Below are 25293 nucleotides of genomic sequence, written 5' to 3'. Positions count from 1 at the left end.
ATAGTAAATTGGTTGAAAGGCGTTTGCCTTTTGTAAACTTTTAACAATTTCATCAAAAACTATGAGAAAAACATTTTACCTCAAGATTCTGTTCATTTTATTTTCTTCTCAACTCTTTGCTCAAGCTCCCACGAATTCTTTCAAAACGGATAAAGCACTGGAGAAAAAGCTTCAAGTTCTCGTAAAAGACTTTCAGGGTGTAGCAGGTATTTATGTGAAACATCTGAAAAAAAATACGGGCGTTGCTATTCAAGCAGATACCGTTTTTCCAACGGCAAGTATGATTAAGGTGCCTATAACCATTGGGTTGTTCAACAAAATCGAGAAAGGCGAATTGGATTATCACGCGATTCTTACCTACAAAGACTCCCTTTTGTATGCGGGAGAAGATATTTTAGGATCGTTTAAGGATGGTGAAAAAATCGCTTTGAGTAAAGTTGCTATGCTGATGATTACTACTTCTGACAACACCGCCAGTCTTTGGTGTCAGGCTATGGCTACAGGTACTGCCATCAATGAATGGCTAGCTGCTAATGGTTTTGAAAATACAAGAGTCAACTCGCGTACTGCTGGTCGTGAAGCGTATCGAAAAATCTATGGATGGGGACAAACTACCCCTAGAGAAATGGCTGAATTATTAGTGAAAATTAGAAAAGGAGAAGTAATTAATCCTGCTGCTAGCGAGCGTATTTACCGCAATATGGTGAGGATTTATTGGGATGGCGAAGCACTAAGTCAAATTCCTCCAACGATTCAGGTGGCCTCTAAACAAGGTGCTGTAAATCAGTCAAGATCTGAGGTCTTTTTAGTAAATGCTCCTTCTGGCGACTATGTAGTTTGTGTTACCACTAAAAATCAAAAGGACGAATCATGGACGAGAAATAATGAAGGATATCAATTATTAAGAAACGTTTCAAAAATAGTTTGGGAGCATTATGAGCCTAAATTCCAATGGACAGCACCAGCAGGAATAGAAAAATGGTACTGATTGGGGTAAAATAAAAAAGGTTATCTTTTCAGATAACCTTTTGGGAGAATGATGGGGCTCGAACCCACGACCCTCGGTACCACAAACCGATGCTCTAACCAACTGAGCTACACTCTCCGTGTTTTTTAGTGATGCAAAATTAGGTATTTTATCACTATTAGGCAATACTTTGAGGCTTTTTTTTACAAAAAAAATCAAAGTATTGCCTAAGTTTTTGATTATCTAGGCTTTAGCTGATTGGTATCTAGCTTCAGCGATATTCCAGTCAATTACATTCCAGAATGCGTCGATATAATCTGGGCGTTTGTTTTGGAACTTCAAGTAGTAAGCGTGTTCCCAAACGTCTAAGCCGATTACAGGAAAACCTTTAACATCAGCTACGTCCATCAATGGGTTGTCTTGGTTTGGCGTAGAAGAGATAGCGATAGAACCATCTTTTTGAGCTACTAACCAAGCCCAACCTGAACCAAAACGACTAATAGCTGCTTTTTTGAATTCAGCTTTGAATTCGTCGAAAGAACCAAATTTAGCATTGATAGCTTCAGCCAATGCACCTACTGGAGCACCACCACCGTTTGGAGAAAGAATGTTCCAGAACAAGTTGTGGTTGAAGTGACCACCGCCGTTGTTACGAACTGCTGGTGAAAGCGTGCTGATAGAAGCCAAAAGCTCTTCCAAAGACTTACCTTCTAATTCTGTACCTGCTACAGCAGCGTTCAAGTTTGTTACGTAAGCATTGTGGTGACGGTCATGGTGGATTTCCATTGTCAATGCATCAAAATGCGGCTCCAACGCGTCGTTAGCGTATGGTAGTGGGTCTAATACGAATGCCATTTTTTTAAGTTAATTAAGTTAATTGAGTTTAAAATATATCTGTCGAGTACTTTAGAAATAGACTGTCCAATGAATCATTTAGATTGATACAACAATCTATAACTAAGTCGTCTTTGTTTTTGACTATGAGTCTTTGTCTAAAAAACTGCCTTCAGTGGCTATAAGTTCCTCTAGGGGGTGTTTATTAAGGAAAATCTAAGAACTGAATGAGCCAATGGTATGAAGAATATGCTAACGTAGTTTTTTGAAAAAGCTTTTAAGCATAGCTTCACATACCTCTTGCAATACGCCAGTGATGATTTGTGTTTTGGGATGATAAATTTTCGGACTCACTTTGGAGCAACCTCTTTTATCGTCCATGGCACCAATGACAATTTTGCCTATTTGAGACCAATACAAAGCCCCGCCACACATAATACAAGGCTCGAGAGTCACATACAAAGTACAATCTCGAAGGTATTTTGCTCCTAGTGTATTGGCCGCTGCCGTTAGTGCCAACATTTCGGCATGAGCGGTTACATCCTGTAAGAGTTCTGTCTGATTATGTGCTTTGGCAATGATGGTGTTTTGACAAACGACCACTGCTCCTACTGGAATTTCCCCTTTTTCCATGGCTATTTCTGCTTGGTAAAGCGCCAATTGCATAAAATACTCATCCGAAAAAAGGGAATTATTCTTTTGCATTAAAACTCTAATTTTTCTTCTTGTTCATACGCCAATCCTTGTGTGGCACGGTTACGAAGGTAAAAGTCTACCAAAACCAAAGCAGCCATTGCTTCTACAATAGGTACTGCACGTGGTACTACACATGGGTCGTGGCGTCCTTTGCCAGAAACCGTAACGGTATTTCCTTCTTGGTCAACGCTCGCTTGGTCCTGCATAATGGTTGCGACTGGCTTGAAGGCTGTTCTGAAGTAAATATCAGCACCATTTGAAATACCACCTTGGATACCTCCAGAATGATTGGATTTGGTTTTTACTTGTTCATCTTCGATAAAAAACTCGTCGTTGTGCTCAGAGCCGTACATTTCTACGCCAGCAAAACCACTGCCATATTCAAAACCTTTTACAGCATTGATACTTAACATGGCTTTACCAAGTTCGGCATGAAGTTTATCGAAAACTGGTTCGCCTAATCCAACTGGTGTTCCTGTTACCACGCAGTCCACAATTCCTCCAATTGAATCTCCTTTTTTACGAGTTTCATCAATATAGTCGAACATTTCTTGCGCCAAGGCTGGGTCTGGACAACGAACAGCATTTTCTTCTGCCAATGCCAAGTTGAGCTCCTGATAAGATTTTTCTAATTTTAACTTACCAACTTGCGAAACGTAAGCTTTGATATCTATACCAATATTTTTTAATACCAACTTTGCCAAAGCACCTGCTGCAACACGGGCAACCGTTTCACGAGCTGAGCTACGACCACCACCACGATAATCACGGACGCCATATTTGGCTTGATAGGTAAAGTCAGCGTGCGAAGGTCTGAATTGTTGAGCAATATGTGAATAGTCTTTCGAACGTTGGTCGCCATTCCAAACCAACATAGCGATTGGCGTACCTGTGGTTTTTCCTTCAAATACACCTGAAACTACCTGAAACTCATCGGCCTCGCGACGTTGCGTTGTAATACGTGACTGCCCTGGCTTACGGCGGTCTAACTCACTTTGAATAAATTCAGCATCAAAAGGAATTCCTGCTGGACACCCATCTACCACTACCCCAACTGCTTGTCCGTGCGATTCACCAAAAGTGCTAATTTTAAATAATTTACCGTATGTACTGCTCATTTTTTGAATGATTTGACTCTTGACAAGGGGTACTTCTAATTGCCCATGAGTCGATGTTATTGTCTGGTTCTCTTGCCTGGTAAAAACAGATAAATCAATCCTGCAAGCATTATGATAATGATGATATTTGCTTCGTTTTTGAGAAGTCTAACCAAGTTGCTCGTGCCTTCGGGTGTCGAGATATTCTCTAGTCCATCATAAATCGTCGAATTTTCAGCATTAGGAGTATCTACTGTACTAATAGTTCGACCCTTCGTATGGATTACCACCTTGGGCTTTAGCGTATCATATTGAGCTGTAGTTGGATTGAAAAATATCCAGTTGAAATACTTTGACATTGCAAAGTTACCAGCCTGTTTGGGAATAATATGAAAAGTAAAAGATTTTGTGCCAATAATTTTACTGCCTTGTGGCGATACAATCGAGTTAATATCAGGTTGGAAAAAGTCAAAGGTGCTATCATTTTTAACTTCAGGCAAACGAATTACAGAGATGTTTCCATCACCAATAATTTGAATTTGATAGTCGATAGATTGCCCTGTTTGAGCTTTATTATTACTGATATTTTCTTTTAAAGAAAAGTTACCAACTGATACTTGCTGTTTGAGTGGATGAGAAGGTAAATCTTTAGGTTGTATAGTAAAAGCCTTACTCGAAAAAGTAACATAATTACGTTTTTTAGATTCTTTTTCGTCAAAGTCTTTTAACAAACGAAGGCTTGCAGAAGGGATACTAATTTTCTTGTTATTAAGCGGATAAAAAGTTGCCTGATAAAACTTGTACTGTGTGTAGGTTTTACCATTCAATTTTACAGTTGAAGTCTGCGTTTCCGTAAGTCCAAAGCTCTCTTCCCAACAACTTTCAGGTTTTATTTTTTTTATAATTTCAGGAATCTGAATATCATTTTGGTCAAACTGAATATCGGCAGTATTGTTCTCAGCAACGTAAAAGGCCAGTGTTAAAGTGAAGTTTTCTCCTACATAAGGCGCTAATTTATTGGTACTTATTGCCAAAAAAGCATTTTCTTTTACATTCACCAAGTCTTTTTGATTGCCTTCAGCTACAGATGTCAAGGCTTCCTCATTCTCCGTTTCAGGATTAGGATTGGCCACAGCTTTATTGACAATCACAACCACTCCCTCATTTTTGATTTCGGTGCCATTAACCAGTACTTTAAATGGTTTGATTTTTAACGTACCTTCTTTTTTAGGCTGGTAGTTTTGGGTAATATTATAAGTTACAGTAGGTTGTCCATTAATGACCGAACGGGCAATAGACTTAGAATATCCTCGTTTGGTAAATTCTACCAATTCAGGAAATTTACATTCAGGAAAAGGCTGGTCAGGATTTGTTTTTACCACAGCTGTTATGGTAAAAAAACCATCCATTGTGATAGTCTTTTCACCCAAAACAAGCGTAGGCGTGTTTTCCTGAGCTATTAGAGAATAGCTGAATAAAAAACAAAATAATATTGGAATATTGATATATTTATTTGTAAATTTCACCGTTTTTCGTCAATAGATACTATTTTATGGGTTTTGAATGATTTACTGTTTTCAATTCTAGATTTATTCGTTGGCGAATATGACACACTAAAATGAAAACTTTGAGTTTGGGATGAAGAAATGCCTATGTGTCTGAAGTGCTAATTGTTAAGCAATTTACGACTTTTAGCTCAAGAAGACACTATTCAATCCTAAATAACCGTTTAACCTAATAACTTAAAAACCAAGATTATTAAATCTAATTTAAACTATGACAGCTTTAGACTATGTCAAAATGATACTTGAGAAAGTAAGTTTTGATGCAAAGTTATTTGAAAAAGAGCTAAGAAAGGCAATTAAAAACTTAGCCATCGATGAAATTAAGTTCTTGCATGAATGGTGTTTTGAAAGATATGGCAAGACTTACGAGAAGTTAATCACTAAATGCTTTAATCGTTTGAAAAGGAGGATACCTCTGAGGCTAACGTAGTTTCTATACAATCTTATGACACAATAAAAAGGTCTGTATCCAAGTGTAACAACTTCGATACAGATCTTTTTATTTGAAGCTATAGGCTTTTAATAAATTTAGGATAGCACTTTTGTTACGTATATAATCAATTCATTAGCAAATGATTACGGTAAAACTATTTTTTGAATATACGAGTTGTATTATTGAGATTTATCATTAATTTGCAAATATCTGGAAAACTCAATGGTTTAAGAAAACTACTATTTCTGAATAGCTACTTCCGTTTTGTTTTCATCCTTCTGTTAGCCTTGTGCGATTGAATTTTACTAAAATAAGCATGTTTCATAACAACTATATATTCCAACATCTCAAGCGTTGAGGTCATTAGTAGAGGTAACTGACAAAATACCTTCGGCTGATGACCATATTGTTCACTAAAAATTGAATTAGTTATGGGTCGGAAAGTCTTAGTATTGAATCAAGATTACACTGCATTAGCCGTTTGTTCTATTCCCAAAGCATTTTTGTTAGTGTACCTAAATAAGGCCGATTTGGTGGCTGAATCCGAAAACGAGCAATTACATAGTATTTCTCAGGCGTTTCCTATGCCTTCGGTTATTCGCCTTCACAAGTATATCTATATGCCTTATAAAGGTGTCATTTTGTCTCGTCAAAATATCTTCCGTCGTGACCACAATGTATGTCAGTACTGTGGCTCCAAAGATGATCTTACTCTCGACCATGTTATGCCAAAGTCACGTGGTGGACGTACTACATGGGATAATCTCACTACAGCCTGTCGAAGATGTAATTCAAAAAAAGGAGATTTAACACCAGAAGAGGCTAATATGCCACTTAGAAGTAAGCCATTTAAGCCCTCATTTATTATGTTTCTTCGAGATTTGGGCGGAAGCTTAGAATCAAGTTGGATTCCGTTTTTGGGAAAAAGAGAAAAGGCGATATTTTAATGATTTGAAGATTTGGAAATGTGATGATTTGAAGATGTGGGGATTTGGAAAATAGTATTTGTATTTGAATACACGAACAAAAATATCATAAATAAGTAGCAATCGCAGAAAGCGCTGTCTTATAAAATCATTTTCAAATCTTCAAATTCCCGTATTTTCAAATCCTCACATCCTCAATTTTCAAATCAGATTTATTTTTTCTTGTAAAGAGGCACAGTACTACATGGCTCGCCAAACATGAGGCTTTTGACGTGAGGCATGAGCTTTTGAGTGATTTCTACATACGCTGATGTAGGAACAGGTACTTTTGAACAGCCTTTTACCACTACTCTTGTATCTGCATAATCCAAAGGATTGATTTTGGCAATAGCGTCATAGTATAATTTATCTTCTAGTTGCTCCAAGTTGCCATATACTACAGCATTGGCAAACGGACTTAGTTTAAGTGCCAAAAGCATATAAGCCCATGTCGGAATAATGGCGTCTTCTGAACAAATAACAGCTACGTTTTTGCCTTCATAGATCGACCAATCATGATTTTTGAGAAACTCACGAAAATCTTTTTCTTTCAAAATCATTCCCATGAATAGATTGTCTTTCAGGTCATAAATCACTCGTTCGCCTTGATGATAATAATCCTCAAGGTCAAGTGTAACCAATCCACTGCTGGCTACTTTATTGATAATTGGGTCGTCTAGTTCCATGATAATAAAACTTAAGATTCATGCCTAACAAATGTTAGGCTTTGTTTTGGGCAGCTTTGGGAGTTGTTCCAACAAAGTCTTTTAAATAGAAAGGCTCAAAACTCACCACATTTTCAAATGCTTGTTCTTGAAAAGCCTTGTGAGCTAATACACCTACTGTGCGAGCTGACGGATATAACTCTGTATTTGGGAAATGGGCATTAGGATGAGCAATTTGGCTTTTGCACTTGGCAGCACCATCTCCAAAAAATACAATAGGCTGTTTTTCTAACAATGAGATAAAAGCTGTTTCGTCAATAATTTTGGCCTCAATTTCACTAATTGTTCCCATTTCGGTATTCCAAACACCACAGTAAACTTCCATGCGACGCGCATCAATCATCGGGCAAAGTAGCGTATCAGCACCGTACATATCTTTGAGCTGTGCGGCCATGGCTTCGAGGGTATTTACTGATAATAAAGGCTTGTCTAAAGCAAATGAAAGCCCTTTTGCCGTAGATACGCCAATGCGCAAGCCTGTATAAGAACCTGGTCCTTTGGCAACAGCAATGGCATCGAGTTGTGAAAGCTCATAGCCAGCTTGTTTAACTACATTTTCAACCAATGTAGTCAACATACCTGAATGCGATTTTTCAGTAAATAATTCAGAAAGACCTAATAGTTTGCCTTCTTTGTGTAATGCTACAGAACAAACTTTGGTCGAAGTATCGATACTAACTATCAGAGACATAATGATTTGAGATTTCGCTTTGCGAATGTTTTTATTGGTGAGTGGGTTAAAATCAATATCTCACTCTATCTAAACAAAAATGTGCTTGAGAATTGCTCCCCAAGCACACAAATTTACAAAATATTTATAGCCAGAATACTATTTCTTTCCTTTCAAGATATTGTTATAGCGATTCATATCGCCAAATAACTTAAGGGCTGCTTGTATTTCTGGGTCTTTAGCAAATGACTGCTCACGAGTACCTTTCTGCAAATAATAATGTACCACAATTTCTTGCTCCAAAGCTGTTTTGATTTCATCCTTAAACTTCATCATATCAGCTTCTTTGTTGTGTGAAAGTTTTGTACGCAAAGCTTTCAACTGGTCGGCTACAGCGTCATAATATCTTTCTTTTTTAGCAGAAGCCTCAAGTTCATTCAAGTCTTTTTCAGCTTGAGTTGTATAATCAAAAGTTTGTGTAGCGGCCCATTTGACAAAATCTTGATATTCGGCATCACTCAAAGAAAATTCTTTGGCAGGCTTAATGGTTGGATGCTCAAAATGGTATTTGATAGCATAATCAAACAAAATCAATCTTCCTGATAATGATTGGGTTACTACCGCAGGAGTTGGTTTTTCGACTTCAACATCAGGTAAAATTCCACCACCATCATAAACAGTACGACCGCTACGAACGGTTTTGAAAGCCGTCATGAGCGAATCTGGCACTTTACCAACACTACCATCGGGGTTGCGGTGACTGTAGTCAATTGCTTGAATACAACGACCACTTGGAGTATAGTATTTGGCAGTAGTTACTTTGAGTTTGGTATTGTAAGGTAAATCACGAGTGATTTGCACCAGACCTTTTCCATAACTTCTTTGTCCAACCAACACTCCACGATCGTAGTCTTGAATTACACCAGCGACAATTTCGGCAGCCGAAGCACTTCTCGAGTTGGTCAACACCGATATAGGCATATCTACATCTACAGCAGCTTTTACCCCCGAATAGGTTTTGTTCCACTCTTCGACTTTTCCTTTGGTTGAAACAATTTCTGAATCTTTTGGTAAGAAAATATTACAAATATCTACCGCCATATTTAAGAGACCTCCAGGGTTTTCTCTCAAGTCAAGGATGAGTTTTTTCATGCCTTTTTCCTTCAATTCAGCAAATGCCTGACGAACTTCCTTGGCAGCGGTGGTATTAAAATCCTTAAGGTCGATATATCCTACTTCGTCGTTAATCATACCGTAGTAGGTAACATTTTTCATTTTAACGACATCGCGCGTGACACTAATTTCTTCTAGCTTATTGCTACCATAGCGTTTTACGGTAAGTTTTACGACAGTTCCCGTTTGTCCTTTGATGAGCTTGCCAGGGTCAATACCTTTTTTACTAAGTTCAATACCGTCTACTTTTATAATTTCGTCGCCAATACGCAAGCCTGATTTTTCAGCAGGCGTTCCTTCGTCGATAGCCATTACGGTAATGCGTCCCGAACGATTGCCCGTTACAATGCCAATGCCATTATACTTGCCAGTGGTCATAGTCATGTAGTCCTCAATATCGTCTTCGGCATAGAATACGGTATATGGGTCAAATGACTTCAACATGGCGTCGATAGACATTTTGATAGTACGATTTGGATTTATTTCGTCGACATAATAGCGATTTAGCTCCTTGAAAAGCGTAGCATAGATATCAAGGTTTTTGGCAATTTCAAAAAAACGCTCTCCTTGGTCGGTAAATGAAGCAAGAGATAAACTTCCAACAAGAGCAGAAGTCGCCAAAAGGGCTCGGTAAGGTCGTTTTAATTTCATAATAGGATTAATTCAGCTTTCTTTCTACACCAATAAGAATATAACGAAGCCAAAGCGATTGTGTTATTTTGTAGGACAAAAAACTTTAGGCTGTAAGCTTAGTCATTAGGGAAGTACAGCTTTTAGCTTAAGGCATATTGCTTAAAGCATATTGCGGGTAAAATTACATTTTATGCAAAATACTCTTCATCGACTTTTCGATTTTAGCAAAATCTTCGATTTTTTTACCAATATACACAAAAGCGATGGATGCTGGTAGAGGGTTGTCCTTTTTTTGAAGCAGGATAGATTTGTTGAGACGATAAGCTTCTCTGGTGCGACGTTTGACTAGATTACGGTCAACGGCGTGTTTGAAATAACGCTTAGATACAGAGATAAGCATCTGAGGAAGTGCGGGTTCTGTATTTTCGTTGGGTAATTCTTGTAGAAAATAAGAAACACGAAAAGGGTAGAGAAAAACCGATTTGGTGTTTTCACTACCCTTGTCAAAGAGGGAACCAATTACCTTCTTACTGGAAAGTCGTTCAGATTTCTTTAAAGTTGCTTTCATGCAAAGTCTCATGTAAGTGTCTCTGGAATCGCGTTGAGCAACTGTTCACACGATACTTGAAACACGAAACGCAGAAACTTTGTATTATTTACCTCTCTTCTCGTCTGAAACTGTCAATTTGTGTCTTCCTCTTGCACGGCGAGCTGCCAATACACGGCGACCATTTGCAGTTGACATTCTTTCACGGAATCCGTGCTTGTTTTTTCTCTTTCTTACCGATGGTTGAAACGTTCTTTTCATTGCTATTGAAAATTGAAATGCCTTTTACAATATGAACTGACTGATTTTCAGAGATATTTTGGAAAATTATCAAAGGATGTCTGAAGTATCAGTGAAAATTTTCAAAATACAAAAATCTTTTGCCCCGAAATTAGGACTGCAAAGGTACTCAATTATTTTTTAATTGCAAACTACTTTTACAAAAGATTCTAAATGCTTGGAGGTTGATTATGAGTTACTTTGGATTCTTTGTGAATAATAGTACCTTGCGGCTTTAGCTATATCAATAAAATATGAGATACAAAATTTATGCAGAAAATCCACAAAACCATTTCTTGACTGTAGAATTGGCGGTGGAGAACATTACATCTGACCGTATAAAAATTCAATTACCTGCTTGGCGTCCGGGACGTTATGAGCTACAGAATTTTGCTAAAAATATTCAAAAGTTCGAAATTTTTGACGAACAGCAAAACCCCGTGGAGTTTCATAAAGTAAACAAAGATCGCTGGAAAGTCTATACCAAAAATATCTCAAAATTAACTATCAGACTTCGTTATTACGCTTATATTCAGCATCCTAATGGCGTTTTTGCCAATGCGGGCAGCTCATACGTAGATGAAAATACGATGTATGTCAACTTCGTAAACTGTTTGCCTTATGTAAGTGGGCGCATGCACGAGCCCTGTACCGTTGAGCTTGGTGTAACCGATGAGTATAAAATCGCTTGTGGGATGCCAATAGAAGGAAAAACTTTGTTAGCACAAGATTACTATCAGTTGGTAGATTCTCCAGTATTGGCAAGTCCATATTTACAGTGTCAAACGTATAAGGCAGCAGGTATTCAATTTTATGTTTGGTTTTTGGGAAATTATCAGCCAAACTGGGAGAAAATTCTTTCAGATTTTACTCGTTTTTCTGAAAAACAAATTGATATCATGGGAGATTTCCCTGAAAAAGACTACCATTTTATCAACTGGATATTGCCTGTAGCCTTCTATCATGGCGTCGAGCATCGTAATTCAACCATGATTGTACTGGGTCCAGATACTGAGGGAGATGGTTTATATACAGATTTATTAGGAGTAAGTTCACATGAGCTATATCATGCTTGGAATATTTGTAAGATTCGTCCTGTGGAGATGATGCCTTACGATTTTACTAAAGAAAATTATTTTCCTACTGGTTTTGTAGCAGAAGGTGTTACGACGTATTTGGGGGATGTTTTCTTAAAACAGTCAGGTGTATTTTCGTTGGATGCCTATTTGAATGAGTTTACTACGACCATTCGTCGCCATTTTGAGCAAGATGGACGCTCGCCAATGTCTTTGGTTGAGGCTTCGATGGACTTGTGGCTTGATGGGTATGTAGCTTCTATCCCTAATCGTCGTGTATCAATTTATAACAAGGGAGCGGTTGTTGCCTTGTTATTAGATGGTTTGATTCGTGAAGCAACTCAGCATCAAAAATCTATCCATGATGTAATGCGGTTGATGTGGGAAAAATTTGGAGATTCTGGACTTGGGTATTCTTTATTCGATTATAAACAATTAGCTGAGCAAGTATTTGGAGGTAGTTTGGATACCTATTTTGCAGAATGTATTACTGGAAATATTCCTTTGCAAGAACAAGTACAAGCACGCTTGGCATGGTATGGAATTGAGGCTAGTTTCGACGAAAATCTTCGCCTCACGGTAGGACAAGTAGATAATGATAATGAGAATTTACGTAATTGGTTGGGCTAAAGGCTAGTTGTGATGTAACTTTGCTATCTAGTTTGGTCGAATAAAGACCCATTGCTACTCGAAATATTTAGAAAAATGAAAGATAAAATTAAACAATTAGCTGCATCCATGGCGGGTGAGTTTGTGGCCAATCGTCGTTATTTGCACACAAACCCAGAGCTTTCGTTCCAAGAATTTAATACACAAAAATACGTAGCCGAACAGCTAAAATCGATGGGGATTACTCCTACCGAAATTGCTAACACAGGCTTAGTTGCAACCATCGAAGGTCGTAATCCTAGTAAAAAAGTGGTGGCTTTGCGTGCAGATATGGATGCTTTACCGATTGTTGAAGCCAATGATGTACCTTATAAATCACAAAATCCTGGTGTAATGCACGCTTGTGGGCACGATGTGCATACGGCTTCTTTATTGGGTACTTCAAGAATTTTGAGTCAACTCAAAAATGATTTTGAAGGAACAGTAAAATTGGTATTTCAACCCGCTGAAGAAAAAGCCCCAGGTGGTGCCAGTATTATGATTGAGCAAGGAGCATTACAAAACCCTGCCCCTCACAAAATGTTGGGGCAGCACGTGGCTCCTAATATTCCTGTTGGAAAAATCGGTTTCCGCGAAGGAATGTATATGGCTTCAGCAGATGAGTTATACTTAACTGTAAAAGGAAAAGGTGGACACGGAGCAATGCCTGAAAACTGTATCGACCCTGTATTGATAGCTTCGCATATCATTGTGTCGATGCAACAAATTATTTCTCGTAACCGTAACCCTCGCTATCCTTCAGTATTGACTTTCGGAAAAGTAATTGCCAACGGAGCAACCAATGTTATTCCAAATGAGGTATATATCGAAGGTACTTTTAGAGCGATGGACGAGCAATGGCGTGCTGAAGGCTTGGAAAAAATCAGAAAAATTGCCGAACTAACTGCCGAAGCTATGGGTGGAACATGTGAGGTATTTATCCAAAAAGGGTACCCTTTCTTGCAAAACGAACCAGAATTAACACGCCGTATGAAAGGTGCAGCGATTGATTATATGGGACAGGAAAATGTAATTGATTTGGATATTTGGTTGGCTGCTGAGGATTTTGCCTTCTATACACATCATGTAGATGCTTGTTTCTACCGTTTAGGAACTCGCAACGAAGAAAGAGGCATTATTTCGGGAGTACATACGCCAACATTTGATATTGATGAAAATGCGCTAGAAATTGGTGCTGGTTTAATGAGCTGGTTGACCGTTCAAGAGTTACAGACGCTATAAACTTTATTTTTCTCAAATACAACTATATGAATATCGGGTAGAGTGCATAACTTTACCCGATATTTTTTTAGATACCCGATTCCTAAATAAGAATGTACGAAGGATTTCAAACTATTTCAGATTTGGGATTTCTGATTTCGGAAATATAAGAGGTATGTCTTTATTTTTTTCAAAATATAGGAACTTACACTTCCGAAATCCAATATCCCATATCCGAAATAAACAGTTTTTATAATCCTTTGTACAGTACTAAGTCCTAAACATGGATTCTATGAAAAAACTTATACTCTTTAGCTTCATTTTTGGCGTGTTTGCCTGCAAAAGTATTCCGAAAGAACAAGAAATTACCGTTGGTTCGGGTGGTGGATTTGCTAATTTATGGCAATCTTACACCATTAAACCTTCTGGAGAAATTCTTTATCGAACCAATAAAAGCGACTCGGTAAAGGTTATTCAGAAGCTCACAAAATCCCAAACCAAAAAAATATTTAAGGCTGTTCAAGGGCTCCATCTTGATAGCTTGTCACAGAATGAAACAGGTAATATGAACCATTATCTCGTTTTTTCGGAGGGTAAAAAATTCTCTTACAAAACCCAATGGACCAATCCTAAGAATGTGAATGATTCTATCAAAACATTTTATCAGTCACTGATGGATAAAATCAAAAACTAGGATTGAAAATAGATAAAAACATTTAAGCAATCTCAATGTATTTATGCTTCCCAAAGACAGATTTTCAACACAAGCCAATTTATACGCCCAGTTTCGCCCGACTTATCCACAGGAACTTTATGATTTTATCTTTCAATATGTGGATAAGTTTGAAAATGCTTGGGATTGTGCCACGGGTAATGGTCAAGTAGCAAGAATTTTAGCCCAAAAGTTTCAACAAGTCGAGGCTACTGATATTAGTCAAAAGCAGTTAGATAATGCTTTTCAGGCGAGCAATATCCATTATCAAATCTCGCAGGCTGAAAAAACGCCTTTTGCAGATGCTACATTTGATTTAATCACAGTCGGACAGGCTATTCACTGGTTTAATTTTGAAGCTTTTTACCAAGAAATCAAACGAATTGCAAAGCCTAATGCGCTACTAGCTTTCTGGGGATATGGCACTTTATTGATTGAAGAATATCCAACTTTGAATCAAGATTTTCAACATTTTTATCAAGAACAAATTGGTTCATATTGGGATGGCGAACGTGGTCATATCGACCAAAAATATACTACAATTCCTTTCCCTTTTGAGTCTATTCCAACACCTGAGTTTTCGATGCAATATTTTTGGAATTTTGACCAGTTGGAAGGGTATCTAAACACATGGTCGAGCGTCCAAAGATACATACAGCAAAATGGCAGTAATCCTGTTACGGAGTTTATACAGCGATGTAGAGAGAAATACACGGAGAATTTGAAGTTTCAAGTAAGCTTTCCGATATTCTTGAAAGCAGGAAAAATTGAGCAATAATATAAAAAGCGCTTGCTTTTCATGTTTATCTGTGTTTCTATAAAATCCTTAGACGGCAAACAGTAAGCCTATTGCGTATTGAAGCTGTTTAAACTTTCGTAAAATTGCTTGCGTAAGCAATGAATTTATACTGTTTGAGCGCAGCGAGTTTATAAATTCTTGATTTTTTTGTTACTTTTTGTATTAAGACAAAAAGTAAGACGAAGAATTAATCAATAAAATATATTTTTTGAAAAGTTTAAACAGCTTCATTAATAATTTTTGTATTCACAATTCATAACTAGTAGTGTACGAAGGATTTCAAACAATTTCAAATTTGGGATTTTTGATTTCGGAGATAAAGTAAAATACCTTTATTTCTTACAAAATATAGAAGATTATACTTCCGAAATCCAACATCTGCTATCCGAAATAAACAGTTTTTATAACCCTAATTCATAACTCAATTCTGCACTATAAATTAGGTCCGTTAATTCTTTTGTCTTATGAAAAAAACTTTACTTTTTATGGCCTTGCTAGGATGCATATCTACAGCACAGGCGCAAAAAACTTTCAAGCAAAAATCTAAATCAGGGCAAGGCACAAGTCCAAGTTTGCCCATGGTTGATTTTTCTAAAAGTGTAGAACCTTCTTCTTTTTCTCGCTATAATTTTCAGTATTCGAATAGTGTTTTTCGAGAAAATTTGATGGCTAAAAAAGATGGTTTGAGTATTTCGAGAGATGAAAATGGTATGCCATCGTTTATCGTGGGTAAGCCCAAAAATCTTTCTTCTAATACTACAACCAAAGCAGGTCGATCTTCTGAAGCTTCGGCGGCTTACAGCTATTTGTCGGCTGTTCAGAAGTATTTACATTTCAAAAATGTAGAAGAGGAATTTGATGTGAATCAGATTGAGAATGATAACCTTAATCAAACTCATATCCGTGTACAACAGATGTATAAGGGCATTCCTGTGTATGGGGCTCAAATTATGTTGCATACCAAGGACGATGCCGTAGAGGTTCTGAATGGTAAGCTTTACCCAACACCGAGTTTAGCTTTAACCGAACCTAGTATGGGAACTGAGCAGATTGCTTCGGTGGCTCTTCAGGATGTTCAGCAACAAACCAAATTTCGTACTTTGAGTTTTGCCGAAAAAGCTATGCTGAAATATGAAAAGCCTCAGTCAAAGCTTTTTGTTTATCATAAAAATGAATCAGTAAACGATCAACACTTGGCTTACGAAGTAGTGGTTCGTCCTAACTTTTTGGAAAGATGGATTTATATGATAGATGCCAATTCGGGCGAAATTTTAGATAAGTATAGCTATACCTGTACGCTCGATGGACCACAAAAAGCAAATGCTGTAGATTTGAATGGTAAAACTCGCTCTATCAATACCTATTTGGTTGGTTCAAGCTACTACATGATTGATGCCTCAAAAAGTATGTACAAAGGCGGAACAATCAATGTCGAAAATCCGCAAGGTGTTTTATGGACGCTCAATGCCGCAGGTTCATCTGTAAATGATGTAACAGTACGTCAGGTATCTTCTACCAACAATACTTGGACAAATACAGAGTCCGTTTCTGCACATTATAATGCCAGTTTGGCGTATGATTATTATGAAAAAACCTTTGGTAGAAAATCGTTGAATGGTAAAGGAGGTAGTATAATCTCTCTAATCAACTTGACTGATGAAGATGGCAAAGCGATGGACAATGCGTTTTGGAATGGCGAATTTATGGGCTATGGTAGAGGAGCAACCATGTTTAAACCCTTAGCAGGAGGACTTGACGTAGCTGGACATGAAATGACTCACGGGGTAGTCGAAAATACAGCCAACTTGGTATATCGTGGACAATCAGGTGCGATTAATGAATCGATGGCAGATATTTTCGGAGCCATGATTGACCGTGATGATTGGTTTATGGGCGAAGATGTAGTAAAAGGTTCTAAACCATTAAGAGATTTATCAAATCCAAACCAAGGTGGTTCGAGCCTTCGAGATGATGGTTTTCAGCCTGCCAGCATGAATCAATATTATACAGGTTCGGAAGATAATTATGGAGTGCATATCAACTCTGGTATTGTCAATTATGCATATTATCGCTTTGCAACATCTATTAATTCAAAGGAAAAAGCAGAAGCTGTATATTATCGTACCTTGACGAAATACTTGACCAGTAGCTCAAAGTTTCTTGATTTGCGTCGTGCTGTGATTCAGTCGGCCACAGATTTATATGGAACCAATAGTACCGAAGTAAATGCTGCCAAAAGTGCTTTCGATGCAGTTGGTATTACCGACTCAAACCCACCAAATACAACGCCAAATACAGGAACTACCACGCCAGTTCCAGCGCCATCCAATGATGTTCCAACTAAAAAAGGGTCTTCTTTTATCTTAAGTTACGATCCTAAAGACAAATCATTGTATGTGTTGGATACGGTTGTAAATACTAGCACGTATGTTTTGATTGCTAAAAATATTGTGCTGAAAAACAAACCAAGTGTTACCGATGATGGCAAATATGCCTATTTCGTAAAACAAGATAATGGTATCTATCGCATTGATTTAAGTACTGTAAAGACTTTCTCTCCTAACGACCAAAGCTCAACCATCAAGCAAGAGCTTATTTCTGCCGCTGGTTGGGATAATGTGGCGGTTTCGAAAGATGGTAAGCGCTTAGCCGCTATCACGACCAAAGTCGATACTAGTATTTATGTTTATGACCTAAGTGCTTCAGGAAGTTCTATTCCTGGGCGTAAGTTTAGATTGTATAATCCAACCTACTCAGGTGTAAAAACAGGTCAAGTACTTTATGCAGATTCGTTTGAATGGGATTATGACGGTGAAAACTTAGTTTACGATGCCTTTAATCAGTACAAAACTGCTACTAATTCTAAAATTGAATATTGGGATGTAGGTTTTATTAATGTTTGGAGTAATCAAAAAAATACCTTCGGAACAGGTGTTGTCAATAAACTCATTAATGATTTGGTCGAGGGAGAAAACGTTGGTAGTCCTGCTTTTTCTAAAAACTCCACCAATATGTTGGCCTTTGATTATTTCTATTCAGATAGTCAAGGTGATGATTATGCTGTTTTGGGTGTCAACTTATCTCGTCCTTCCGACTTACAAATTACAGCCATCAACAATACCATTGGTTATCCAGAATTCTCAAGAAGCGATGATTATGTGATTTTTAATGCCCTAGATGCTAAAACTGGACAAGAGAATACGGATATTATTCAACTAGACAAAAACGACAAACGTGTGGGTATTGCTTCTACGCAAAAGACATTAACGCAAGAATCCTCTTTTGCTGTTTGGTACACAAACGTAGCTCGTACTTTGCCGCAAAAGAAATCTCAAGCTCTAACTATTACCAAAGTTCCAGATAAAACGGTTGGCGACGCAGCCTTTACTATTACAGCAAGCTCCAATTCAGGATTAAGTGTGATAACGTCTGTACTGGGAGGACCTGCTTCTATTTCTAGTAATAAAATTACGTTAAACGGAACAGCAGGACGAGTGCGCTATGGGGCTTATCAGGATGGGAATACGCAGTATTATGCCGTTTCTCAGATAGATTCATTCTGTGTCAATCCTGCGAAACCCTCCATTTCAGTGGTGAAAAAGACTGATGCCAACGGTGATTATTGGGAATATACTTCAAGTGCTACCACTGGAAACGTATGGTACAGAAATGGTACAGTTTTGAGTGACCAAATAGGTCTCCGCTCAATTGCAGTGACTTCGGGTTCTAGTTTTACGGTACAGGTCGTAACAACTGATGGTTGTAAAAGCGTGATGTCGGATGCTCGTCAAGACGCTCCAATTGGCAAAGTTTTAGGTTTTGAACCACTGGATAGCAAAGGCGTTATAGTTTCTCCGAATCCAATACAGGATATGACAAAAGTGCAAGTTGGTACTCAAAACAGAATCGAGTCTATCCATGTCATTAATACCGAAGGAAATATTTTACAAATGATAGAAGGTAACCGACAAAACGAGCAACTGATTAATCTTCAATCGCTTCCAGCTGGTAATTATATCTTAGATGTAAAAACTAAAGAGGGTGATGGAAGACAAAAAGTAATCAAATTGTAGGCTCATAACCCCTCTATTTTGCGAAATAGTATTGCCGTACAAAGGCGTTAGGATACATTCATCCTAACGCCTTTTGTTTTTTAGAAAGACTAGGTTAGTTTTACGTAAGAACTAAAAAAATAGGCACAAAGTATACAGGCACAAAGGCACAAAGTTTTTAGTGAACCCTTTGTCCCTCTGTGCCTGTACACTTTGTGCCTTAATGTAAAACTCATTTCATCATCTTATTTCAAACCTGAAATTATGTTAAAAACTACTTTATTCTCGCTTGCGGCGGGATTAGTATCTCAGACGATTGTAGCACAAAATAGTGAAACCTATTTTGCTTCTTTCCCTTCAATCAGCCCTGATGCGCAAACCCTTGTGTATTGTTTTGAAGGAGATATTTGGAAAACAGACCTCAATACCAAAGTCTCAACTCGCCTCACAGCTATGCGAGGTACAGAAAGTCGTCCGAAAATCTCTCCTGATGGTAAATGGCTGGCCTTTACAGGTTCTCAATACGGTAATCCAGATGTGTATGTGATGCCTCTCGAAGGCGGTGCCATTCGTCAATTAACATTCCATGATACCCAAGATTACGTGGAATCTTGGTCATGGGATTCAAAAAGTATATATCTGAGTTCTGGTGCACAAAATGATGGAACTGCCTATAAGCTCGATCTTAGTGGAGGTACTCCTGTTCGCTTATTCTCACATTTTTTCAATCGTATTCACAACGTAGCTGAACACCCAACTACGGGTGAAATATTCTTCAATGATACTTGGGAAAGTGATAACCAAAGTACCCGTAAAGGCTATAAAGGGGCGTTTAACCCAGACATTCAATCTTACAATCCTAAAACCAAAGCCTACAAGCGTTATACCAATTACATCGGTAAAGACCTTTGGGCAAGCATCGACCGTAGTGGCAATGTCTATTTCGCCTCAGACGAAGCCAATGGTCAATACAATTTGTACACTTTCCAGAATGGACAAAAGGTCGCTTTGACGCAATTCCCAGAGGCAATCAAACGTCCGCAAGTGAGTGCTAACGGACAGAAGGTCGTTTTTGAAAAAGAATACCAATTATATGTGTATGACGTTGCAAGTAAGACTTCTCAAAAAATTAACCCAAATCCACTACGCAACTATGTTTTACCACACGAACAAGACTTTAAGGTAAGTGGTAATATCGCTGGGTTTGATGTGTCGACAGATGGCAAAAAGTTGGCTTATTCCTCAAGAGGAGCCTTATTTGTTTCTGATGTAGAAGGTAAATACATTGCTCAAATTCCAATAGATGCTCATGGTCGTGTGGTAGAAGTAAAATGGCTTTCAGACAATAAAACTCTACTTTTTACACAAACTACCGAAAAAGGTTACTATAACCTTTTCACGATTGGAGCAGATGGAAAAGGTAAGGCTAAACAGCTTACTTCTGACGAGCAAAATAACCGTAATATCACCTTCAATAAGGAGAAAACTCAGGCGGTATATATCAGTGGTAAAAATGAAATTCGTGTACTAGACCTCAAAACACTTGTCTCGAATACAGTCGTAAAAGAAGAGCTTTGGGCGCTATATAATCCTAAACCCTACTTTTCGCCTAATGGTGAATATGTCATGTTTTCGGCCTATCGCAATTTTGAACAAGACATTTTCTTGTATCATTTGGCCGATAAAAAGCTCATTAATTTAACCAATACAGGTATTACCGAAACCAATCCATATTGGTCGCCCGATAGCAAGTATATCTATTTCGAGTCTGACCGTACTAAAGCCAGCTACCCTTTTGGCTTGACCAACGGGCGTATTTACCGTATTGCCTTGAGCAAAATAGATACTCCTTTCAAATCTGATAAGTTCAATGACTTATTTAAAGAAGAAAAGAAAGAAGAGAAAAAGGACGAGAAAAAAGAAGAGCCTAAAGACGCAAAGGCTAAAGGCAAAAAAGAACCAGAGAAAAAACCAGAACCAGCTCCAGCGCCTAAAATTGTACCGATTGTCATCAATATGGAAGGTTTGATGCAGCGATTCGAGCAAATTAGTCCTGATTTTGGCTCAGCAGATAGCCCTGTTGTGTTCCAGAAAGAAGATAAAACTTCGGTACTTTTTGTTTCAAATCATGAAGGAGGAAATGGCGCATTATACAAAACAACCATAGCTCCTTTTGCTAAAAACAAAACTGAAAAAGTAGAAGGTGCTAGTGTGTACGATTATGAAGTTGCTGTTGCAGATGGCAAATACTTTGCACTGGTTGGCGGAAACATCTATAAACTCAACCTCGATGGAAACAAGCTTGACAAAATTGACTTGAATTTTACTTTCCGTAAAAATTTAGCCAATGAATTCCAACAAATGTTCTATGAAGCTTGGGCGGGTGTACAAGAGAATTTTTATGATGAAAAATTCAATGGTTTAGATTGGGTAAAAACACGAGAGAAATATGCAAAGTTTTTACCTGCTATCAACAATAGAGCAGATTTGCGTACTTTATTGATGGATATGCTAGGCGAGCTGAATGCCTCACACCTAGGCTTTTCGACTGATGGTGAGGAAGATGCCACTTTCTACAAAGCTGTTTCTCAAAACGTAGGGATTGTATTTGAAAACGAAAATCCTTATGTGGTAAAATACGTAATCAAAAACTCCATTTCGGACAAAGCAGATAAAGATATTCGTCCAGGAGATAAATTAGTGAAAGTAAATACTGATAGCGTTGTCGCCAATATCAACCGTGATTTCTATTTCTCAAAACCATCGTTGGATGACGAAATTAGTTTGACATTTGAGCGTGGTGGCAAAACATTTACGACCAAAGTTCATCCACAACGCAGTTATGCACAAATCCGTGGTTTGTATGACGAATGGATTGATCAAAATCAAGAATATGTAGACACCAAGTCTAATAAGCGCATTGCTTATGTACACATGAGCGATATGGGGCGTGGAGAGTTTGAGAAGTTTATGATTGATGTTACCTCAGAAGCCTATAACCGTGAAGGTTTGATTTTCGATATTCGTAACAACAGAGGAGGAAATGTACACGATTTGGTCTTGAATTTCCTATCACAACGTGCCTATTTGAAGTGGAAATATCGTGAAGGCCAGTTTACTATTCAGCCCAACTTTAATCCTGCAGATAAACCAATTGTGTTATTAATCAACGAACAATCTCTGAGTGATGCCGAGATGACAGCACAGGGCTTCAAACAATTAAAACTGGGTAAGATTATCGGTACAGAAACCTATCGTTGGATTATCTTTACTTCGGGCAAAGGTCTGGTGGATGGTTCGTTTTATCGTTTACCATCTTGGGGATGCTATACTTTAGATGGTAAAGACTTGGAAAAAGAAGGCGTAAGTCCAGATATTTCGATTCCTCAAACGTTCACTGATCGTCTTGAAAACAAAGATCCACAATTAGATAAAGCGATTGAAGAGATTTTGAAATCTTTGAAATAGAGGAGTAGTAGAAGTTTTATGAAAATAATCACTCATTCACTCAATCCCAATTTAGTGAATGGAGATTGAGTGAATGAGTGGGTTGTGAATACATTACTTATAGTTTTTAAAATATTCACAACTCGCTAAATCTTTATTTAGAAAGTAGAGACGTAATACTCACGCCTCTCTATAAAATTAGATACCTGAAACAATATTCCTATTGTAATACGCAAAGCATTGCGTCTCTACTAATAAAATTTCTATTAAAAATAATCACTAAATCGCTCAACCACAATTCACTCAATAGAACTCAAAGCTCTACACTCCTAAAGTCTTTGCATCAATTTTACGACCATTTGGTCTTTCCATGCACGGAAAGTTCCTGCCAAAATATGCTCACGCGCCTGACCTACTAACCATAGATAGAACGTAAGGTTATGAACACTGGCAATCATTGCACCTAAAATCTCTTCTGCTTTTACCAAGTGACGCAAATACGCTTTTGTATAAAAGTTACTCACATAGCTATCCAAACCAGCATCAATCGGTGAATAATCATCTTTCCACTTCTCGTTTTTGATATTGATAATACCTTCTGTCGTAAATAGCATTCCGTTACGAGCATTGCGAGTAGGCATAACGCAGTCGAACATATCAATACCTAATCCAATACCTTCCAAGATATTGGCAGGCGTACCCACACCCATCAGATAACGAGGTTTATCTTTTGGTAAAATATCAGTTACGATGTCGGTCGTTTCGTACATCATTTCGGCAGGTTCTCCTACAGACAAGCCTCCAATTGCATTACCTTCACGATCAAAACTAGCGATTACCTCGGCAGATTTTACACGTAAATCTTTGTACACACTACCTTGAACAATAGGAAAGAGCGTTTGGCTGTAACCGTACTTTGGTTCGGTGGCATCAAAATGATCACAACAGCGTTTGAGCCAACGATGGGTCATTTCCATCGACTCACGTGCATACTTGTAATCACATGGATACGGTGTACACTCGTCAAATGCCATAATAATATCAGCACCAATGCTTCGCTGAATATCCATCACTCGCTCAGGCGTAAAATGATGTATCGAACCATCGATATGTGATTTGAAAGTAACACCCTCTTCCTTGATTTTGCGACCTGTACCCGCCAATGAATATACCTGATATCCACCCGAATCGGTCAAAATGGGTCTATCCCAACCATTGAATTTATGTAAACCACCTGCACGCTCCAACACGTCTAGTCCTGGGCGTAGGTATAAATGGTAGGTATTTCCCAAAATAATTTGGGCTTTGATATCTTCTTTTAATTCACGTTGATGAACCGCCTTTACCGAGCCTGCTGTACCCACAGGCATAAAGATAGGCGTTTGAATATCTCCGTGGTCGGTATGAATCACCCCTGCTCTAGCCTTGCTGTTGGGGTCGGTGCTATGTATGTCAAAAGTCATATTTTCGTACTAAAATAAAATGAACTCTATCTTACAAGTAGGTCATAATTAAGCAACTCTACTTTTTCGAAAAGCCTGCAAAGTTACCAAAATCTACGCACTTATCAGCATTGCAGTGATAAGGATTCACTATCTTTGCGTTTTAAAACTTAATAGTCAGTTCGCTTTGGTTCCTTTTTTACTCATTTTGTTCCTATTATCCCTTGGGATTCAATTGTATTTTATATTGAATGTTTTCAATAAAATCAATCAATATGAAGCACCTGTCAGCGATTTGGTGGCATTGCCTCCTGTATCGGTGATAGTATGTAGTTGGAACGAAATACGTAATCTCGAAGAGCTACTGCCCATGCTCGATGCCCAAGAGTATCCAAAATTTGAGATTATCGTGGTAGACGACCGCTCGTATGATGGCACTTATGATTTTTTATTGACCGAAGCTCACAATTTCAAGCATCTCCGTTTTATTCGAATCGAAGAAACACCAGAGCATTTATCTCCTAAAAAATATGCTTTGACACTAGGCATCAAATCTGCTAAATATGATGTAATTCTATTAACGGACGCTGATTGTCGCCCACAGTCGAACACTTGGATTCAATCGATGGCTTCATGCTTGACTAAAGGCAAAGAAATTGTTTTAGGATTTTCGCCCTATTTTCCAGAAAAGACTACGCTGAATAAGTTTATTCGCTACGAAACCCTTCTGACAGCGGTTCAGTATTTTGGTTTGGCACTTTATGGCATGCCTTACATGGGCGTAGGTCGCAATTTGATGTATCGTAAGTCCTTATTCTTCAAAAATAGAGGGTTTGCTAAACATACCAATATTTTGGGTGGCGACGACGATCTATTCATGAATGACGTAGCCAATGAACAGAATACGGCTATTTGCTTGGACGAAGCCTCATTTGTGTATTCTATTCCAAAACACAGTTGGCAAGATTGGTATCGTCAAAAAACTCGACATATTTCGGTCAGTAAATACTATAAAGCAAATCATAAACTTACGCTTGGTATAATAGCGAGCTCTCAGATATTATTTTGGTTAAGTTTTATCATATTAATACCTTTGGTAGTGTTTAGTCAGTTAGTATATTGTGTATTAGGACTTTGGCTGCTTCGATTGATTGTTCAATGGGTAGTTTTAGGCAAAATCAATACACGTCTCGACCGAACTATATCATCTTACAGTATTCCCTATTGGGATTTTTTAATGACAGTTTACTATGTAGTGATGGGCGTGGTCAATACCCTGCCTAAGCGCAAGAAAATGCGTTGGCGTTAGTTT

Annotated in this window: 20 protein-coding genes and 1 tRNA gene; 10 read left to right on the top strand and 11 right to left on the bottom strand. The window is 38.1% G+C overall.

Translation table 11 applies throughout. From position 1 onward, the window contains the following. Positions 1-61: 61 nt before the first annotated feature. Positions 62-988, top strand: a complete 927-nt coding sequence (locus QM481_RS09055; RefSeq protein ID WP_283381501.1) for a serine hydrolase — start codon at positions 62-64, stop codon at positions 986-988. A gap of 43 nt (positions 989-1031) precedes the next feature. On the opposite strand, the gene QM481_RS09050 is transcribed toward QM481_RS09055, so the two are convergent. From QM481_RS09050 to QM481_RS09030, 5 genes are all read right to left on the bottom strand, one after another. Beyond that, positions 1032-1105 (bottom strand) — tRNA-His (locus QM481_RS09050). A 105-nt stretch (positions 1106-1210) separates the two neighbouring features. After that, positions 1211-1822: a superoxide dismutase gene (locus tag QM481_RS09045; RefSeq protein ID WP_166552624.1), complete on the bottom strand. Its 612-nt coding sequence runs from the start codon at positions 1820-1822 to the stop codon at positions 1211-1213. Positions 1823-2053: 231 nt separating this feature from the next. Further along, a complete protein-coding gene (locus QM481_RS09040) occupies positions 2054-2506 on the bottom strand; it encodes a nucleoside deaminase (protein ID WP_283381500.1) in 453 nt (150 codons plus the stop codon). Then, positions 2506-3615, bottom strand: a complete 1110-nt coding sequence (gene aroC, locus QM481_RS09035) for a chorismate synthase (RefSeq protein WP_166552622.1) — start codon at positions 3613-3615, stop codon at positions 2506-2508. The genes QM481_RS09040 and aroC overlap by 1 nt, the downstream gene beginning before the upstream one ends. Positions 3616-3671: 56 nt before the next feature. Continuing rightward, complete coding sequence (locus QM481_RS09030) at positions 3672-5120, bottom strand: BatD family protein (RefSeq protein WP_283381499.1); 1449 nt, start codon at positions 5118-5120, stop codon at positions 3672-3674. A 250-nt stretch (positions 5121-5370) separates the two neighbouring features. Here QM481_RS09030 and QM481_RS09025 point away from each other — a divergent pair, with 250 nt between their 5' ends. Both QM481_RS09025 and QM481_RS09020 read left to right on the top strand, forming a co-directional pair. After that, positions 5371-5589 carry a hypothetical protein gene (locus tag QM481_RS09025; RefSeq protein WP_166552620.1) on the top strand — a complete coding sequence of 73 codons (219 nt, stop codon included), beginning with the start codon at positions 5371-5373 and terminating at the stop codon, positions 5587-5589. A gap of 434 nt (positions 5590-6023) precedes the next feature. Beyond that, the gene (locus tag QM481_RS09020) at positions 6024-6539 is read left to right on the top strand and encodes an HNH endonuclease (RefSeq protein WP_095161099.1); all 516 of its coding nucleotides are present in this window, start codon (positions 6024-6026) and stop codon (positions 6537-6539) included. Positions 6540-6730: 191 nt separating this feature from the next. On the opposite strand, the gene QM481_RS09015 is transcribed toward QM481_RS09020, so the two are convergent. The 5 genes from QM481_RS09015 to rpmH form a co-directional block, all read right to left on the bottom strand. Further along, a complete protein-coding gene (locus QM481_RS09015) occupies positions 6731-7243 on the bottom strand; it encodes a DUF2480 family protein (protein ID WP_283381498.1) in 513 nt (170 codons plus the stop codon). A 34-nt stretch (positions 7244-7277) separates the two neighbouring features. Then, positions 7278-7973, bottom strand: coding sequence for a tRNA (adenosine(37)-N6)-threonylcarbamoyltransferase complex dimerization subunit type 1 TsaB (gene tsaB, locus QM481_RS09010; protein WP_283381497.1), 696 nt, complete (start codon positions 7971-7973; stop codon positions 7278-7280). A gap of 138 nt (positions 7974-8111) precedes the next feature. After that, complete coding sequence (locus QM481_RS09005; RefSeq protein WP_283381496.1) at positions 8112-9776, bottom strand: S41 family peptidase; 1665 nt, start codon at positions 9774-9776, stop codon at positions 8112-8114. Between the two features lie 163 nt (positions 9777-9939). Beyond that, positions 9940-10326, bottom strand: a complete 387-nt coding sequence (gene rnpA / locus QM481_RS09000) for a ribonuclease P protein component (protein ID WP_166552615.1) — start codon at positions 10324-10326, stop codon at positions 9940-9942. An 84-nt stretch (positions 10327-10410) separates the two neighbouring features. Beyond that, positions 10411-10566, bottom strand: coding sequence for a 50S ribosomal protein L34 (gene rpmH / locus QM481_RS08995; protein ID WP_095161102.1), 156 nt, complete (start codon positions 10564-10566; stop codon positions 10411-10413). Positions 10567-10838: 272 nt separating this feature from the next. Between rpmH and QM481_RS08990 the strand changes: the two genes are divergently transcribed. The 6 genes from QM481_RS08990 (at position 10839) to QM481_RS08965 (ending at position 22560) form a co-directional block, all read left to right on the top strand. Next, positions 10839-12290 carry a M61 family metallopeptidase gene (locus QM481_RS08990; protein ID WP_283381495.1) on the top strand — a complete coding sequence of 484 codons (1452 nt, stop codon included), beginning with the start codon at positions 10839-10841 and terminating at the stop codon, positions 12288-12290. 75 nt (positions 12291-12365) lie between these two features. After that, complete coding sequence (locus tag QM481_RS08985) at positions 12366-13550, top strand: M20 metallopeptidase family protein (RefSeq protein WP_283381494.1); 1185 nt, start codon at positions 12366-12368, stop codon at positions 13548-13550. Positions 13551-13821: 271 nt separating this feature from the next. Beyond that, positions 13822-14223 carry a hypothetical protein gene (locus tag QM481_RS08980; RefSeq protein WP_283381493.1) on the top strand — a complete coding sequence of 134 codons (402 nt, stop codon included), beginning with the start codon at positions 13822-13824 and terminating at the stop codon, positions 14221-14223. A 43-nt stretch (positions 14224-14266) separates the two neighbouring features. After that, the gene (locus QM481_RS08975) at positions 14267-15019 is read left to right on the top strand and encodes a class I SAM-dependent methyltransferase (protein ID WP_283381492.1); all 753 of its coding nucleotides are present in this window, start codon (positions 14267-14269) and stop codon (positions 15017-15019) included. Between the two features lie 485 nt (positions 15020-15504). Beyond that, complete coding sequence (locus QM481_RS08970; RefSeq protein ID WP_283381491.1) at positions 15505-19113, top strand: M4 family metallopeptidase; 3609 nt, start codon at positions 15505-15507, stop codon at positions 19111-19113. 243 nt (positions 19114-19356) lie between these two features. Further along, positions 19357-22560, top strand: a complete 3204-nt coding sequence (locus QM481_RS08965; protein WP_283381490.1) for a S41 family peptidase — start codon at positions 19357-19359, stop codon at positions 22558-22560. A 308-nt stretch (positions 22561-22868) separates the two neighbouring features. On the opposite strand, the gene tgt is transcribed toward QM481_RS08965, so the two are convergent. Continuing rightward, the gene (tgt, locus tag QM481_RS08960) at positions 22869-24002 is read right to left on the bottom strand and encodes a tRNA guanosine(34) transglycosylase Tgt (RefSeq protein WP_283381489.1); all 1134 of its coding nucleotides are present in this window, start codon (positions 24000-24002) and stop codon (positions 22869-22871) included. 115 nt (positions 24003-24117) lie between these two features. On the opposite strand from tgt, the gene QM481_RS08955 reads away from it, so the two are divergent. Further along, a complete protein-coding gene (locus QM481_RS08955) occupies positions 24118-25290 on the top strand; it encodes a glycosyltransferase (protein ID WP_510186019.1) in 1173 nt (390 codons plus the stop codon). Positions 25291-25293: the final 3 nt, after the last annotated feature.

Source organism: Flectobacillus rivi (genome assembly GCF_030056655.1).
In the GTDB taxonomy this organism is placed as follows: Bacteria; Bacteroidota; Bacteroidia; order Cytophagales; family Spirosomataceae; genus Flectobacillus; species Flectobacillus rivi.
This window is presented reverse-complemented; position numbering and strand designations above follow the sequence as displayed.